The organism is Mycobacterium sp. E2989, assembly GCF_001667595.1.
Lineage (GTDB): Bacteria > Actinomycetota > Actinomycetes > Mycobacteriales > Mycobacteriaceae > Mycobacterium.
Genome location: NZ_LZJX01000030.1, coordinates 40,279 through 55,229, shown reverse-complemented (window position 1 = coordinate 55,229; position 14,951 = coordinate 40,279). Strand labels below are relative to the sequence as shown.

At 67.8% G+C, this 14,951-nt stretch carries 13 protein-coding genes and 1 tRNA gene; 11 read left to right on the top strand and 3 right to left on the bottom strand.

The genetic code is table 11. The features are described 5' to 3' along the window. Positions 1 to 482: 482 nt before the first annotated feature. From A5680_RS07330 to A5680_RS07325, 3 genes are all read left to right on the top strand, one after another. Positions 483 to 1,286, top strand: a complete 804-nt coding sequence (locus tag A5680_RS07330) for a Stf0 family sulfotransferase (protein ID WP_067817721.1) — start codon at positions 483 to 485, stop codon at positions 1,284 to 1,286. Between the two features lie 120 nt (positions 1,287 to 1,406). Further along, complete coding sequence (locus A5680_RS25985; protein ID WP_197281126.1) at positions 1,407 to 1,562, top strand: hypothetical protein; 156 nt, start codon at positions 1,407 to 1,409, stop codon at positions 1,560 to 1,562. 4 nt (positions 1,563 to 1,566) lie between these two features. Then, positions 1,567 to 2,685 (top strand): YeiH family protein, encoded by a 1,119-nt coding sequence (locus tag A5680_RS07325; protein WP_067817718.1) that lies wholly within the window; start codon positions 1,567 to 1,569, stop codon positions 2,683 to 2,685. Between the two features lie 7 nt (positions 2,686 to 2,692). Here the strand turns inward: A5680_RS07325 and A5680_RS07320 are convergent, their stop codons facing one another. Together A5680_RS07320 and A5680_RS07315 are read right to left on the bottom strand one after the other, a co-directional pair. Beyond that, positions 2,693 to 4,642 carry a family 2A encapsulin nanocompartment cargo protein cysteine desulfurase gene (locus A5680_RS07320; protein ID WP_067817715.1) on the bottom strand — a complete coding sequence of 650 codons (1,950 nt, stop codon included), beginning with the start codon at positions 4,640 to 4,642 and terminating at the stop codon, positions 2,693 to 2,695. After that, entirely contained in the window at positions 4,629 to 5,552 is a 924-nt protein-coding gene (locus A5680_RS07315) for a family 2A encapsulin nanocompartment shell protein (RefSeq protein ID WP_067817712.1), read from the bottom strand. Before A5680_RS07315 ends, A5680_RS07320 begins: the two co-directional genes overlap by 14 nt. A 391-nt stretch (positions 5,553 to 5,943) precedes the next feature. Between A5680_RS07315 and A5680_RS07310 the strand changes: the two genes are divergently transcribed. The 8 genes from A5680_RS07310 (at position 5,944) to A5680_RS07275 (ending at position 14,781) form a co-directional block, all read left to right on the top strand. Further along, the gene (locus A5680_RS07310) at positions 5,944 to 7,221 is read left to right on the top strand and encodes a thioester domain-containing protein (protein WP_055400744.1); all 1,278 of its coding nucleotides are present in this window, start codon (positions 5,944 to 5,946) and stop codon (positions 7,219 to 7,221) included. A gap of 9 nt (positions 7,222 to 7,230) precedes the next feature. Next, positions 7,231 to 8,163 carry a cysteine synthase A gene (gene cysK / locus A5680_RS07305; RefSeq protein ID WP_055400746.1) on the top strand — a complete coding sequence of 311 codons (933 nt, stop codon included), beginning with the start codon at positions 7,231 to 7,233 and terminating at the stop codon, positions 8,161 to 8,163. 2 nt (positions 8,164 to 8,165) lie between these two features. Continuing rightward, entirely contained in the window at positions 8,166 to 8,849 is a 684-nt protein-coding gene (gene cysE, locus A5680_RS07300; RefSeq protein ID WP_067817709.1) for a serine O-acetyltransferase, read from the top strand. Positions 8,850 to 8,856: 7 nt separating this feature from the next. After that, entirely contained in the window at positions 8,857 to 9,276 is a 420-nt protein-coding gene (locus A5680_RS07295) for a thioredoxin family protein (protein ID WP_055400750.1), read from the top strand. A 141-nt stretch (positions 9,277 to 9,417) separates the two neighbouring features. Further along, a complete protein-coding gene (locus A5680_RS07290) occupies positions 9,418 to 10,539 on the top strand; it encodes an LLM class flavin-dependent oxidoreductase (protein ID WP_067817706.1) in 1,122 nt (373 codons plus the stop codon). Continuing rightward, on the top strand, positions 10,536 to 11,657 hold the full coding sequence (locus A5680_RS07285) for an LLM class flavin-dependent oxidoreductase (RefSeq protein ID WP_067817703.1): 1,122 nt from the start codon (positions 10,536 to 10,538) through the stop codon (positions 11,655 to 11,657). The genes A5680_RS07290 and A5680_RS07285 overlap by 4 nt, the downstream gene beginning before the upstream one ends. After that, on the top strand, positions 11,654 to 13,039 hold the full coding sequence (locus A5680_RS07280; protein ID WP_067817700.1) for an NtaA/DmoA family FMN-dependent monooxygenase: 1,386 nt from the start codon (positions 11,654 to 11,656) through the stop codon (positions 13,037 to 13,039). Before A5680_RS07285 ends, A5680_RS07280 begins: the two co-directional genes overlap by 4 nt. Positions 13,040 to 13,134: 95 nt before the next feature. Beyond that, the gene (locus A5680_RS07275) at positions 13,135 to 14,781 is read left to right on the top strand and encodes an NAD-dependent malic enzyme (RefSeq protein WP_067817697.1); all 1,647 of its coding nucleotides are present in this window, start codon (positions 13,135 to 13,137) and stop codon (positions 14,779 to 14,781) included. Between the two features lie 43 nt (positions 14,782 to 14,824). Here the strand turns inward: A5680_RS07275 and A5680_RS07270 are convergent. Further along, positions 14,825 to 14,897, bottom strand: a tRNA-Asn gene (locus A5680_RS07270). Positions 14,898 to 14,951: the final 54 nt, after the last annotated feature.

Sequence of the window (14,951 nt, the reverse complement as noted above, 5' to 3'; positions counted from 1 at the left end):
GCCGCGCATAGACCACGCCAGGAATTTACGGGCACGGCTATGCGCGCGTAAGAGTTGCAATCAACACGAAGAAATATGGCCAGCACCGAGTGAGGGTTGGCGGGAGTTCATGCCGTCGTCGATCATCACGGCATGCCATGACGTGAATAACCCCAGGTTAGGGCCCGATCCTGCGGTCGCACGGCGACCGGGGCCAGAGCGCGGGGTGGTTCGCGGGAGGGGCACGAAGGCGGCCGGACCAGCATGCGGCCAATGTCACATGCGTCGGCGAGCCCTCAGCTGGCGGGATCGAAGAATGGCGACTCGTCGCTTGCCGAGTTTTCCATCGCAAACCTGGATGAGCGTTCACGGCCACCGTCCCGTTCGGCTATCGCCGCCACCGACACAGTCGGCGAGGGCCGGTATTCGAAGCAAGGGTTACGGTCAGGGTGAGCCTAAAAGGACCACCTGCGAGAGCATTTCCACCCGGATACGCTTGCGAGGTGACTGATCGCCCGTCCTCGTATCTGGTGCTGGCATCCCAACGCAGCGGCAGCACGCTGTTGGTCGAATCGCTGCGCGCGACCGGCGTCGCCGGCGAGCCGCAGGAGTTCTTTCAATACCTGCCGGCCACCAGCCAGGCCCCACAGCCGCGCGAATGGTTCGCCGGGGTGGAGGACGAATCGATCCTGAGCCTGCTCGACCCGCTTGATGCCGGGACGCCTGACCTCGCGCCGCCGGAGATTTGGCGGGACTACATCCGCACGGTCGGGAGGACACCGAACGGCATTTGGGGCGGCAAGCTGATGTGGAACCAGACTCCGCTGTTGCTTGATCGCGCAAAGAATCTGCCGAATCGAAGCGGTGACGGTCTGCGGGCCGCGATCCGCGACGTGGTGGGCGAGGAACCGCTCTTCATCTATGTCCACCGGCCCGACGTGATCTCGCAGGCGGTCTCGTTCTGGCGAGCGGTGCAGACGCGGGTGTGGCGCGGCCGGCCGGACCCGGTCCGCGACGCGCGCGCCACCTATCACGCCGGCGCCATCGCCCACGTCGTCACCATGTTGCGCGCCCAGGACGAGGCCTGGCGGAATTGGTTCGCCGAAGAGGACGTCAAGCCAATGGACATCCCCTATCCGGTCTTGTGGCGCAACCTGACTCAGGTGGTGGCCGCCATCCTGGAGGCCTTGGGACTCGACCCGCAACTGGCTCCCGAGCCGGTGCTCGAACGCCAAGCGGACCAGCGCTCCGATGACTGGGTGGGCCGGTACCGTGCGGATGCCGAAAAGCACGGCCTGCCAACCTGACCGCGACCGCGCGCCTAAATTCAGGGCGAGCCAATCACTTGGTGGCCGCGCCCCGAGACACCATCATTCGCAAAGGATGTGGCGCCCATGGCCGCCGCAGAGGACTGAGGAGCAAGCAGCATGGGTGACGCGAGTGATGGACACGATGAAAGGCCGCAATCACCGGGCTGGCCGGCGCGGCTCGGTTCGATATCGGTGGACTGGTGGGCGACCGCGGTGGCCGGCGTGATCGTCGCGCTGGCCGTGGCCAACCTGCTTCCGAAGATCCCGTGGTGACCGCATGAGCACCGTTCGCGTCGAACCCGACGAAACGTCGACCGAGGCCACATTCACCAGCGCACGTCCGCTCGACTATGTGCCGGGCATCCTGCTGTTGATCGGCGTCGGGGTGCTGGGCAAGTACGCCCAGATCTGGTGGAACACGCTGGCCAAGCACCACCACTGGACGGTGCCCGACATCGAATACGTGTTGTGGGCCATCGTGATTGGGTTGCTCATCACCAACACCGTCGGCCTGCACCCGATATTCCGGCCCGGCGTGCAGACCTACGAATTCTGGCTCAAGGTCGGGATCGTTGCGCTCGGTTCGCGGTTCGTCCTCGGTGACATCGCGAAACTCGGCGGCATCAGCCTGGTGCAGATCCTGGTCGACATGACGATCGCGGGGACGATCATCATCGTCGCGGCGCGCGCGTTCGGGTTGTCGGGCAAGCTCGGCTCGCTGCTGGCGATCGGGACGTCCATCTGCGGGGTGTCGGCCATTGTGGCGGCCAAGGGCGCGATCCGGGCCCGCAACGCCGATGTCAGCTACGCGATCGCGGCGATCCTGGCGCTGGGCGCGGTCTCGCTGTTCGCGTTGCCGCCGTTAGGACACGCGATCGGGCTCACCGATCACGAATTCGGCTTGTGGGCCGGGCTTTCGGTGGACAACACGGCCGAAACCACGGCGACGGGCTACCTGTATTCCGACCACGCCGGCAAGATCGCGGTGCTGGTCAAGTCGACCCGTAACGCGCTGATCGGGTTCGTGGTCCTGGGCTTCGCCCTCTATTGGGCCGCGCGTGGGCAGGCCGACGAGATCGCGCCCGGGGCCAAGGCCAAGGCCGCGTTCGTCTGGGAGAAGTTTCCGAAGTTCGTGCTCGGCTTCCTCGTGGTCTCCGCGATCGCGACGGCGGGCTGGCTGACCAAGGGCCAAACCGCCAACCTCGCCAACGTGTCGAAATGGGCGTTCCTCCTGACTTTTGCCGGTGTGGGACTCAACACCGACATCCGCCAGATCGCGCGCACCGGATGGCGACCGCTGGTGGTCGCCATCATCGGGCTCACGGTCGTCGCCGCGGTCTCGCTGGGCATCGTGTTGCTGACGTCGCGCGTGTTGGGTTGGTACACGGGCGCTTAACCGGCTATCAGCCGACGTTCGTGCCGCCCTCGGCGATCCTGCGCACCGCCCGGAGGAAGACGTCGATCTCCTCGAACGTGTTGTAGAACGCGAACGACGGGCGAACGGTGGCCTCCAGCCCCAACCGCCGGAGCGCGGGCTGCGCGCAATGATGCCCGGCGCGGACCGCGATACCCTCCGCGTTGAGCGCCTTGCCCACTTCGAGCGGCTCGTGTCCCGCGAGCACGAAGGACAGCACGCTGGCCTTCTCGGTCGCGGTGCCCACCAACCGGACACCCGGGATGTCGGCCAACCGCGGCGTCGCGTACTCCAGCAACGCGTGCTCGTAGGCCGCAATCCGTTCGATCCCCAATCGCTGCACGTACCGCAGCGCCTCGGTGAGCCCGACGGCGTCGGCGATGTTGCCGGTGCCGGCCTCGAACTTGGTGGGCGGCCCCTGATACAGCGAGCGTTCGATCGTCACGTCGGCGATCATGTGGCCGCCGCCCTGCCACGGCGGCGTTTCGGTCAGCGCCTCCTCGGTGCCGTAGAGCGCCCCGATACCGGTCGGACCGTAGATCTTGTGCCCGGAGAACACCAGGAAGTCGGCACCGAGCTCCGAAACATCAACCGGCACATGCTGAATCGACTGAGCCGCGTCGATCAGCACCCGCGCGCCATAGCGATGCCCGAGCTCCACGATCTTGTCCACCGGAACCACCGTGCCCAACGCGTTGGACACCTGGCTGGCGGCCACCAGCTTCGTCCTGGGGCCGAGCAGTTCCTCGAATTCGCTCAGCAGCAGGTTGCCCGCGTCGTCGATCGGCGCAACCTTCAGGATCGCACCCGTTTTCTGCGAAATGAGTTGCCAGGGAACGATGTTGGCGTGGTGCTCCAGGTGGGTGATGACGATCTCGTCGCCGGGTTGCAGATGCTTGCCGCCCCACGCATGCGCCACCAAGTTGATCGCCTCGGTGGTGCCCCGCACGAACACAATGTTCTCGGAACTTGGCGCGCCGATGAATTCGGCCACAGTGTCACGGGCTTCCTCGTAGGCGTCCGTGGCCCTGGCCGCCAATTCGTGTGCGGCGCGGTGAATGTTGGAGTTCTCGTGAGCGTAAAAGTGTGACAGCCGGTCGATCACTACCTGCGGCTTCTGGGTGGTCGCCGCGTTGTCGAACCAGATCAGCGGCTTTCCGTTGACGACCTCCTTGAGGATCGGGAAGTCCGCCCGGATCGCGTTGACGTCGAACACCTCGTGCTCGTCGGGCAGCCGCGGCACCGCGTCGGCAACGCTGAGGAACGAGTAATTGTGTTCGTCACCGGTCGGTGCGGGCGGCGCGGCGGGCACGGCGAGCTCCGACCAGCGAAGGTCGGGCACCGGCGGCGCCTGTGATCCCCAGGACGGCACCGCGTACGGCGGGGCGGCGGGCACCCCGAGTCCGCCGAAGTCGCCCGACGCGGCGGTCGTGTCCGGCACACCACCCCGGGGCGCGACCGGAACGGTCTGCGGCGGGGCGTCGGGCTCCGGTGACGCAGGACCCGGCAGGTAGATGTCGGTGACACCCAGCGCCGGTATCGGGGCCGAATACACGTCGACCGCCGCGACGGCCGCCCGTCCGGCCGACGTCGCCGCCGTGGCGTCCGGCACGCCGCCGCGCGGGGCGACGGGCACCGCCTGCGGCGGCGTTTCGGGCTCGGGCGATGTCGGGGCCGGAACGTACACGTCGGTCAAACCCAGCGCCGGAATCGGCGCCGGATACACGTCGGCGGTGCCGGCGACCGCCTGCCCGGCCGACGTCGCGGCCGTGGCGTCGGGCACGCTGCCGCGCGGGGCCGGCGGCGCCGACTGCGGCGGGCTGTCGGGACCCGGCCGGATGCTGGCCGCGTACAGCTGGGTGGCCAACGCGGCGAGTTCCGCGGCGCTGATGGGCAGGTCGCTTTCCGCGTCTACCGCGCGGTACTCACTTGTACTCATGGAACTGGTCCACGGCGACGTCGTCGAGCACGGCGAGCGCGTCGTCGGTGAGCACGGCCAGGGACGAGTAGAGGGTGACCAGGTAGGTCGCGATCGCCGACTGGTTGATGCCGGTGAACCGCACCGAGAGCCCCGGCGCCTGCTCGCCGACCAGGCCCGGCTGGAACAGGCCGACCACGCCCTGGCGCTCCTCGCCGGTGCGCACCAGGATGAACTTGGTCTTGCCGTCTTCCACCGGCACCTTGTCCGACGGGATGAGCGGGATGCCGCGCCAGGTGATGAACTGCGCACCGAACAGGCTGACCACCGGCGGCGGCACGCCGCGGTAGGTGGCCTCGCGGCCGAACGCGGCGATTCCCAGCGGATGGGTCAAAAAGAAGCTGGGCGTCTTCCACACCTTGGTGATCAGCGCGTCCAGGTCGTCGGGCGCCGGAGCACCGGCCAGCGTCTGGATGGTCTGCTCCGGAGTCGCCTGGGCCAGCAGCCCGTACTCGGGGCTGTTGACCAACTCGAACTCCTGGCGCTCCTTGATGGTCTCGATGGTCAGCCGCAGCTGCTGGGCGATCTGGTCATGGGGACTCGAATACAGGTCGGAGACCCGAGTGTGGATGTCGACAAGGGTCGAGATGCTGCGCAGCGTGTATTCGCGCGGGCTGGTCTCGTAGTCGGCGTAGGTCTCCGGCAGCGGCTCTTCGGTGCCCGCGCCCGCTTCGGCCTTGATCGCGACCCCTTCTGGGTTGACCACCCGGTTCACCCGGTACAGGCCCGCTTCCACCGGCACCCAGCTGAGCAGGTGCAGCAACCAGCGGGGCGTGATCGTGGAAAGCTGCGGGACGGTCTTCGTCGCGTTGGCCAGCTGTCTAGCTGCGAGATCGCCGAGTGCCTGAGACTCGCTTTGAGCCGACGTCATCGTGGTCCTTCCGTGCTCGATCGAATGCTGCAGCGTAGTGCGGCAGGTCCATGATCACCCGCCGTGACCGGCTTCGCGCGCCGAGCCTAGGAGACTCTCGGGGCAGGGCAAAGCATTACTCCCGTGCTGAGTTAAAGGGCCGGAAAGCGCCCGCAATCTGACAGTGATCTTTGTCTGGGCCTATAGTGGGGCCCATGCAACAGGCCGTTCAGCCGCGCTTCGTTCCTTCGCGCATTGCCGCCTGCTGTTGTTGTCGCTGTTGTTGATTTCCTGACGCTTTTTTGACGCAGTAGAAATCCCGCGCTCTCCCGCCGGTGGATGGGCCTTCCCACCCCGCGGTCGCCAGGCGCGCGTTCGCCAACCGAGAACTTTGTAGGAAGAACGACCAGCCATGACAGTGATGTCCCTATCCACCCGCGCCTCCGCGGCGGTTCAGACCCGTCACCGGGTCCTCGTCCGGCCCGCGACGGAAGTCGCGCGGATGACGCGCTACCGCGGCGGCACGTACTCCCACACCGTGGACACGATCGTGTTCGCCGACGGTAGCTCCGCCCGAACCGACCTCATCAGGGTCAATCCCAACCTGCACGCGTATTCATTGGACTTCTTCGGCATCGCCCCACATGAGCCGTCCCGGTACCGCCTGGACAGCTGGTCGGCGCTGCCCCACCTGCGCAGCCGCGACCACGAAGCCGAGGTCGATTGGATCCTGCGAAACTCCTTCCCGATGCGCACGACCGCCGAACTGAGCGAAAGCCTGCGCGCCGCGGGCAACCCGCTGGGCCGGGCCCATATCGGCGAACACGAGGCGATTGCCGCCACCCAGGCCGCGATTTGGCATTTCACCAACGGTTTGGCCCTGGACACCCGGCCGCTGAACGTTCCCGTCAAGGTGCGCCGAGCGGGCGGACGCGTGATCACCTTCGAATTCGACGGCGAACCGCAACTGGGCGGGTACTCGGTATGGGTGGCGTCGGACGCCGCCGTCGGACTGAAACTGCAGAAGTCCGCCGACGGCATTGCCTGGCAAGACATTTCGCGTTCCCAGCTGACGGTGGACGCGGGCAAGGGTCGCCACCGGCGCACGCTCGGGGTGGGTAGCACCGTTTCGGCCAGCAGCCACGGCAGCGGGGGTCGTGGGTATCGCCATTACCGATTGATCGCGACGACCGACGCGACCAATCCGACCATCGACCATGTTCGCTTCTGGCTGACCGGTGCCCGCCACTACCGCAATGCCGATCGAATTGTGCACCTCTACAATTATCTGATCACTGGGGCGCGCAAAGCCTTGCGCGATACGGTGGAACCACAACTAGTCGATACCGACGCAACCGCCAATTCGGAGCTCATAGGACCGTTTCAAGTGCCAATCCCGTTGACGCTCAATGTTGGTGACGGACACACACTCGTCGACTCCGACGGTGAGACGGTCGTCGGCGCTGTGCAGGCGGGCACGGACTTTTACCTGCGGCCCGCACCGGGTACGTCCACCACGACAGTCACCGCGACAACACCGGACAGCCTCACCGGGCGGGTGCTGACCGGAGTCGCAGTGGAGGGAGCGGCACATCGATTCACCCCCATCGCGCTGACCGTACCCACAGCCGTGGCCATCGAATACGACATCAGCTGGCCGACCGACGAGTCATGTACCGACATCGCCTGAGGAAGACAGATGAGCATCGCAGATAACGTCACACAACTGATCGGGAACACGCCGCTGGTGCGGCTGAACCGGGTCACCGAGGGGGCGGTCGCCGACGTCGTCGCCAAGCTGGAGTTCTTCAACCCCGCGAACAGCGTGAAGGACCGCATCGGGGTCGCCATGCTGGACGCGGCCGAGCAGGCGGGCCTGATCAAGCCCGACACGATCATCCTGGAACCGACGAGCGGAAACACCGGCATCGCGCTGGCGATGGTGTGCGCCGCCCGCGGCTATCACTGCGTGCTGACCATGCCGGACACGATGAGTAAAGAACGCCGAATGTTGTTGCGCGCGTTCGGCGCCGAGATCGTGCTGACGCCGGGCGCCGAAGGCATGGCCGGGGCCATCGCGAAGGCCGAAGAGCTCGCCAAGAGCGACCAACGGTATTTCATCCCGCAACAGTTCGAGAACCCGGCGAACCCCGCGATCCACCGCAAAACCACCGCCGAGGAGGTGTGGCGGGACACCGACGGCAAGATCGACTTCTTCGTCTCCGGGGTGGGGACCGGAGGGACGCTCACCGGCGTCGCCCAGGTCATCAAGGAACGCAAGCCGTCGGCGCGTTTTGTGGCCGTGGAGCCCGCCGCGTCACCGGTCCTGTCCGGCGGTCAGAAGGGTCCGCACCCGATTCAGGGCATCGGCGCCGGATTCGTCCCGCCGGTGCTCGAGATGGACCTGGTAGACGAGGTCATCACGGTCGGCAACGAGGAATCGCTCGACATGGCCCGTCGGTTGGCCCGGGAGGAGGGGCTGCTGGTCGGCATCTCCTCGGGCGCGGCCGTCGTCGCGGCGCTGCAGGTGGCCCGCCGTCCCGAGAACGCCGGCAAGCTCGTCGTGGTGGTGCTGCCCAGCTTCGGTGAGCGCTATCTGAGCACGCCGCTCTTCGCCGACCTGGCGGATTAGTCATGCTCGCCGCCATCCGACGTGACATCCGGGCCGCCAGGGAGCGCGACCCGGCCCGACCGACCACGCTGCAGGTGATCTTCGCGTATCCGGGCGTGCACGCCATCTGGGGCCACCGAATCAACCACTGGCTCTGGAATCGCGGCGCCAGGCTGGCCGCGCGGACGTTCGCCGAGCTGCTCCGCATCCTGACCGGAGTCGAGATCCACCCGGGCGCGGTATTGGGCCCCGGCCTGTTCATCGACCACGCGACCGGCGTGGTCATCGGCGAGACGGCCGAAGTGGGCGAGGACGTGACCATCTACCACGGGGTCACCCTCGGCGGCAGCGGCAGCGAAACCGGCAAACGCCACCCGACGATCGGCGACCGGGTGATCATCGGCGCCGGCGCCAAGGTGCTTGGCGCGATCAAGATCGGCGACGACAGCCGGATCGGCGCCAACGCCGTCGTCGTCAAAGACGTTCCGTCAAGCGCCGTCGTCATCGGGGTGCCCGGACAGGTCATCAGCCGCCACGGGCGAAGCAGCCCCGACGACTCGATGATGCCCGACCTGGTGGGCGTCAGCCTCCAGTCGCTCCTCACCCGGGTGGCCAGGCTGGAGGCGGCTAACGACGGACAAGAGTCCGAAAGTGTCATCCGGCCACCGGAAGCCGGGGTATGGCACGGCGAAGACTTCTCCATCTGAGGTCCACGTGAGCACCCTTGTCATCGCCGGAACGGCGCTATTCGCGGCGCTGGGTGCCGCCACAGCTGCGGGCGCGATATTCAATCGACGCTCCGGGGTGTTGCGCGAGACCAATTCCGATTCCCAACAGGACACGTCGGACCTGGGGTTGGCGCAGACGGGGCCAACCGTGGTGCACTTCAGCGCCGCCTGGTGTGGCCCATGCGCGTCGGTGCGCCGCGTGGTCGACCAAGTCTGCGCCGATCTGCCCGACGTGTCGCACGTGGAGATCGACATCGACGCCAACCCCGTGGCCGCCAAGCGGCTGTCGGTGTTGTCGCTGCCGACGACGCTGATCTTCGACGCTCAGGGCCGTCAGCGGTACCGGACCGCCGGGGTGCCGAAGGTCGGCGACCTGCGCGCCGCGTTGCAGCCGCTGTTGGCCTAGCCTCGAATCATCAAGGTCTCGAACGACTTTCCACCCGCCAACTCGGCGAAGTATTACTCACGGTGAGCTTAATGCGGTAATGGAATGCGTTGTCGCCTCGGGCGTTGCACAGTGGGTTAGCAACGAATCGGAAGGCGCGCGATGACCGAGCTGCACCTGGCCGTTGGGCTGGACGGCTACGGCTGGCATCCGCACGCGTGGCGATACGCGTTCGCACACGGTGCGGCCGTGGGCGAACACCTCGGCGGCCGGTACTGGGCCGCCCTGGCCGCCGTCGCGGAGCGGGGCCTGCTCGACTTCCTGACCATCGACGACTCATTCGACGTTCAGCCGGGCCGGCGACCCGAGATATCGCCGCGGCGGCTGGCGGGCCGCGCGGACGCCGTGCTGGTGGCCGCGCGCATCGCGCCGGTCACCACTCACATCGGCCTGGTGCCGGTCGCGACGGTGACCCACACCGAACCCTTCCACGTGTCGAAAGCGATTGCGACACTGGACCACATCTCGCACGGTCGGGCGGGCTGGCAGGTGCGGATCAGCGCGACCGCGCACGAGGCCGCGCTCGTCGGGCGGCGGTCCGGCATGCAGACCGAGGAGCTCTTCGACGAGGCCGCCGACGCCGTGGAGGTCGCGCGGCGGCTCTGGGACAGCTGGGAGGACGACGCGGTCATCCGTGACGCGGCCACCGGGCGCTACATCGACCGGGACAAGTTGCACTACATCGACTTCGCCGGCGAACACTTCTCGGTCAGGGGCCCGTCCATCACCCCGCGGCCACCGCAGGGCCAGCCGGTGGTGCTGGCGCTGGCGCACGCGCCGCGGGTCTATGAGTTCGCCGCCACCAGTGCCGACATCGTCGCGGTCACCCCGCGCGACCGCGACTCCCTGCGCGCGATCCTGCGTGACGTCACCGAAGCGCAACGCGCCGCCGGCCGGACGCTGAAGGTGTACGCCGACCTGGTCGTCTCGCTGGCCGAGCACCCCCTGACACCCCCGGCGGCCATCTCCTCCGGCGCACACGTGTTCGCCGGCAGCGCAAGCGATTTAGCCGAACTGTTGCTTGCCTGGCACGACGCGGGAGTCGACGGGATAAGGCTACGGCCCGCGGTCAACGCGATCGACCTGCCCGCGATCGCCGACGAACTCGTGCCATTGCTGCAGCGCGCCGGGGTGTTCCGCACCGGCTACCGCGACGGCGAAACGCTGCGCGAGCGCCTCGAATTGGCTCCCGCGCCCAACCGCTATGCGGCGGTGGCGCGATGACCGTCACCCCGCTCTCCATCCTCGACCTGTCCCCGATCAGCGCCGGGTGCGACGCGGCGACGGCGCTGCGGAACACCATCGACCTCGCGCAGCACGCCGAACGATGGGGTTACCAGCGCTACTGGCTCGCCGAGCATCACTTCGTCGCGGTGGCCAGCTCGGCGCCGGCCGTGCTGATCGGCCAGATCGCAGCCGCCACCGACCGCATCCGGGTGGGGTCCGCGGCGGTGCAGATCGGCCACACCACGCCGATCGCCGTGGTCGAAAGCTTCGGCGTGCTCGACGCGCTCTATCCCGGCCGCATCGACATGGGCCTGGGCCGATCCGGGCAGCGGCGCAGGGAGGCCGTCGCATCGCCGGAGCCGACAACCTCGTCTGCGCCCCCGCCGTGGCGAGACGTCGACGGCATCGTCGTCCCCGCGCCGTTCGACCCGACTGCGCTGATGAAGAGCGACCGGATGCGGGCACAGGCCTCGGTGCTCGCCCAGCCCTGCGCGCAAGCCGCCGACTTCGCCGAGCAGATCGACGCCATCGAAGCGCTACTCGACGGCACCTACACCGTCGACGGCCACGAATTGCACGCCGTCCCAGGCGAACACGGGCAACTGACGCCGTGGATCTTCGGCAGCACCCGCGGGCAGAGCGCGGAGGTCGCCGGCGCGCGCGGGCTGCCGTTCGTGGCGAGCTACCACATCACCCCGGGCACCGCGCTCGGCGCGATCGCCGCCTACCGCGACGCGTTCCGGCCGTCCGCCCGGCTGGCCGAGCCGTACGTGGTGGTCTCCGCCGACGTCGTCGTCGCCGAGGACAGCGCCACCGCGCGTCACCTCGCGTCAAGCTATGGGCACTGGGTCTACTCCATCCGAAGCGGGCAGGGCGCCATCCCCTACCCCGATCCCGACCTCTGCGAACCCCTCACCGACGACGAACTCGGACTGGTGGCCGACCGCACCGCAACGCAATTCGTCGGCAATCCGGACGAGGTCGCCGATCGGCTGGAGCTGCTGCGTAGGGTGACCGGCGCCGACGAACTCGTGATCACGTCGGTCACGCACCGGCACACCGACAGGCTGCGCTCGCACGAGCTGATCGCCAAGCGCTGGGGGCTGACCGAATGAGCGCACGAACAGTCAAGCGCCGCAAGCAGATAATTCTCGGCGCGCACTTCCCCGGGGTCAACAACACCACCGTGTGGTCCGACCCCGACGCCGGCAGCCAGATCGCGTTCGAATCGTTCGTACACCTCGCCAGGACCGCGGAGCGAGGGCTGTTCGACTTCTTCTTCCTGGCCGAGGGCCTGCGGCTGCGCGAACATCGCGGCAGGATTCACGACCTCGACGTGGTGGGCAGGCCCGACACGTTCACGGTCCTGGCCGCGCTCGCCGCGGTCACCGAACGGCTGGGCCTGGCCGGAACCATCAACACCACGTTCAACGAACCCTACGAAGTGGCAAGGCAATTCGCCACGCTGGATCACCTCTCCGACGGCCGGGCGGCCTGGAACATGGTCACTTCGTCCGACGCATTCACCGGAGAGAACTTCCGGCGCGGCGGGTTCCTCGACCACGCCGATCGGTACAAGCGGGCCGAGGAATTCATCACCGTCGCACGGAGATTCTGGGACGGCTGGGCACCCGATGCCGTGCTCGCCGACGTCGAGGCGGGCGTCTATGCCGATCCCGCCCGGATCCACACCGTCGAACACCGCGGCGCGCAGTTCGACATCCGCGGCGTGGCGTCGCTGCCCGCCGGCCCTCAGGGCCATCCGGTGCTGCTGCAGGCCGGCGATTCCAGCGATGGCCGCGATTTCGGCGCCCGGCATGCCGATGCCCTGTTCACGTTGCACGGATCGCTCGAGGCCGGACAGCGCTATTACGCCGACGTGAAGAGCCGCGCCGCCGCCCATGGGCGCGACCCCGACCAACTCAAGGTCCTGCCGGGTGCGACGTTCGCACTCGGCGACACCCCGCAAGAGGCGGAGGACCACGCCCGTCACATCCGCGAGAAACAGGTGAGCGGCCCGACCGCGATCGCGTTCCTGGAGCAGGTCTGGGGCGTCGACCTGTCCGGCTACGATCCCGACGGGCCGCTGCCCGACACCGACCCCGTCGAGAATCCGCACATCACCCGGGGCCGCGTCCGCCACGGCGACCCGAAGGCGGTCGCCGCCGCGTGGCGGGCCCGCGCGCAGGCCGAGAACCTGTCGATCCGCCAGCTGATCATCGAGGTGACGAGCCGTCAGCAGTTTGTCGGGACGCCGGCGCAAGTCGCCGACGAGATCGATCGGCATGTGCAGGAGGATGCCTGCGACGGGTTCATCCTGGTGCCGCACCTGACGCCACGCGGCCTCGACGAGTTCGTCGCCAAAGTGGTGCCGTTGTTGCAGGAGCGCGGCAGCTTCCGCGCCGAATACCGCGGCGCGACGCTGCGGGAACATCTGGGTTTGAGGCCGGTCTCCGGGTGGTCGGGCCGAAGCACCGGTGTCGCGGTCGGCGACTGACAGCACCGGCGCGACCTCCACCGCTCTTCGAGATGCGTTCACCGCGATCGACGCTACGGTTGGCCTAACGCGCCACGCCACGGACGGAGATTGCGATGAGCGACGCCCACGCACCGCGGATCCCGCCCGCACTGGCCGCGCCCAGCCTGAACCGGGGGGTGGGCTTCACGCACGAGCAGCGGCGGCGGCTGGGGTTGACCGGGCGCCTCCCGTCCGCGGTGCTCACGCTCGACCAACAGGCCGACCGGGTTTGGCGTCAATTGCAAAGCCTGGCAACCGATCTGGGACGCAACCTGCTGCTGGAGCAGTTGCATTACCGCCACGAACTGCTCTACTACAGGGTGCTCGAGGACCATCTGCCCGAACTGATGCCGGTGGTCTACACGCCCACGGTCGGCGAGGCCATTCAGCGGTTCTCCGACGAATACCGCGGACAGCGGGGGCTCTTCCTGAGCATCGACGAGCCCGACGAAATCGAGGCGGCCTTCGCGACTTTCGGGCTGGAACCCGACGACGTCGACCTGATCGTATGCACCGACGCGGAAGCGATCCTGGGCATCGGCGACTGGGGCGTGGGTGGCATCCAGATCGCGGTGGGCAAGCTGGCGCTGTACACCGCCGGCGGCGGCATCGACCCGCGCCGCTGCATCGCGGTCTCCCTCGACGTCGGCACCAATAACGAACAACTGCTTCAGGATCCGTTCTACCTGGGCAACCGGCATGCCCGGCGGCGCGGCCAGGAATACGACGACTTCGTCGACCGCTACATCGAGACCGCGCACCGTCTGTTCCCGAAGGCGATCCTGCACTTCGAGGACTTCGGGCCGCTGAACGCCCGCCGGCTCCTGCACGCCTACGGCGAGAAGTACTGCGTGTTCAATGACGACATCCAGGGCACCGGCGCGGTGGTCGTCGCGGCGGTGTATGGCGGCTGCCATCTCACCGGTGTGCCGATGCGCGACCAACGGGTGGTTGTCTTCGGGGCCGGGACCGCCGGGATCGGGGTGGCCGACCAGATCCGCGATGCGATGGTGTCCGACGGCGCCACCCCCGAGCAGGCCGCCGCGCAGATCTGGCCGATCGACCGGCAGGGCCTGCTGTTCGACGACATGGCGGACCTGCGCGATTTCCAGGCGCCCTACGCCAAGAACCGCAGCCGGTTGGGCATCGGCGCCGAGGACAGGGTGGGCTTGGTGGACACGATCAAGCTGGCCTCCCCCACCGTGCTGCTGGGCGCTTCGACCGCGTTCGGCGCCTTCACCGAGAAGGTCGTGCAGGCCATGGCCGCGTCCTGCGAGCGCCCGATGATCTTCCCGCTGTCCAACCCGACCTCGCGGATGGAGGCCATGCCGGCCGACCTGCTGCAATGGTCCGACGGCAAGGCGCTGATCACCACCGGCACCCCCGTCGCGCCGGTCGAATTCGATGGCATCGCCTACACGATCGGCCAGGCCAACAACGTGCTGGTGTTCCCGGGAATCGGGCTGGGCATCATCGTCGCCGGGGCGCGGCTGCTGACCAAGCGCATGCTGCAGGCGGCCGCCAAAGCCGTTGTGCGACAAGCTAATCCGTCGTCACCCGGGGATTCCCTGCTGCCGGACGTCAAGGACCTGCGGGCCATCTCGACCGCGGTCGCCGAGGCCGTGTATCACGCGGCCGTGGCCGAAGGGGTGGCCACCCGCACGCACGCCGACGCCCGCCAGGCCGTCCTGGACGCTGTATGGACTCCGGTCTACGACTAGCGGCTCGTCGAGGCTGTAATACCGGCTCGGTGCCGAGAACTTGCTCCCCCGCCTGGACTCGAACCAGGAACCTATCGGTTAACAGCCGAACGCTCTGCCAATTGAGCTACAGGGGATCAACACAATCGCGGGACGACTCTAGCGTACTGGCATTACCGCACCCAACTGGA

Bases quoted from the DNA above. Each gene is read 5' to 3' on its own strand.
- A5680_RS25985 (WP_197281126.1), top strand. From the start codon at position 1,407: ATGGGTGACGCGAGTGATGGACACGATGAAAGGCCGCAATCACCGGGC.
- A5680_RS07325 (WP_067817718.1), top strand. From the start codon at position 1,567: ATGAGCACCGTTCGCGTCGAACCCGACGAAACGTCGACCGAGGCCACA.
- A5680_RS07320 (WP_067817715.1), bottom strand. From the start codon at position 4,642: ATGAGTACAAGTGAGTACCGCGCGGTAGACGCGGAAAGCGACCTGCCC.
- A5680_RS07315 (WP_067817712.1), bottom strand. From the start codon at position 5,552: ATGACGTCGGCTCAAAGCGAGTCTCAGGCACTCGGCGATCTCGCAGCT.
- A5680_RS07310 (WP_055400744.1), top strand. From the start codon at position 5,944: ATGACAGTGATGTCCCTATCCACCCGCGCCTCCGCGGCGGTTCAGACC.
- cysK (WP_055400746.1), top strand. From the start codon at position 7,231: ATGAGCATCGCAGATAACGTCACACAACTGATCGGGAACACGCCGCTG.
- cysE (WP_067817709.1), top strand. From the start codon at position 8,166: ATGCTCGCCGCCATCCGACGTGACATCCGGGCCGCCAGGGAGCGCGAC.
- A5680_RS07290 (WP_067817706.1), top strand. From the start codon at position 9,418: ATGACCGAGCTGCACCTGGCCGTTGGGCTGGACGGCTACGGCTGGCAT.
- A5680_RS07285 (WP_067817703.1), top strand. From the start codon at position 10,536: ATGACCGTCACCCCGCTCTCCATCCTCGACCTGTCCCCGATCAGCGCC.
- A5680_RS07280 (WP_067817700.1), top strand. From the start codon at position 11,654: ATGAGCGCACGAACAGTCAAGCGCCGCAAGCAGATAATTCTCGGCGCG.
- A5680_RS07275 (WP_067817697.1), top strand. From the start codon at position 13,135: ATGAGCGACGCCCACGCACCGCGGATCCCGCCCGCACTGGCCGCGCCC.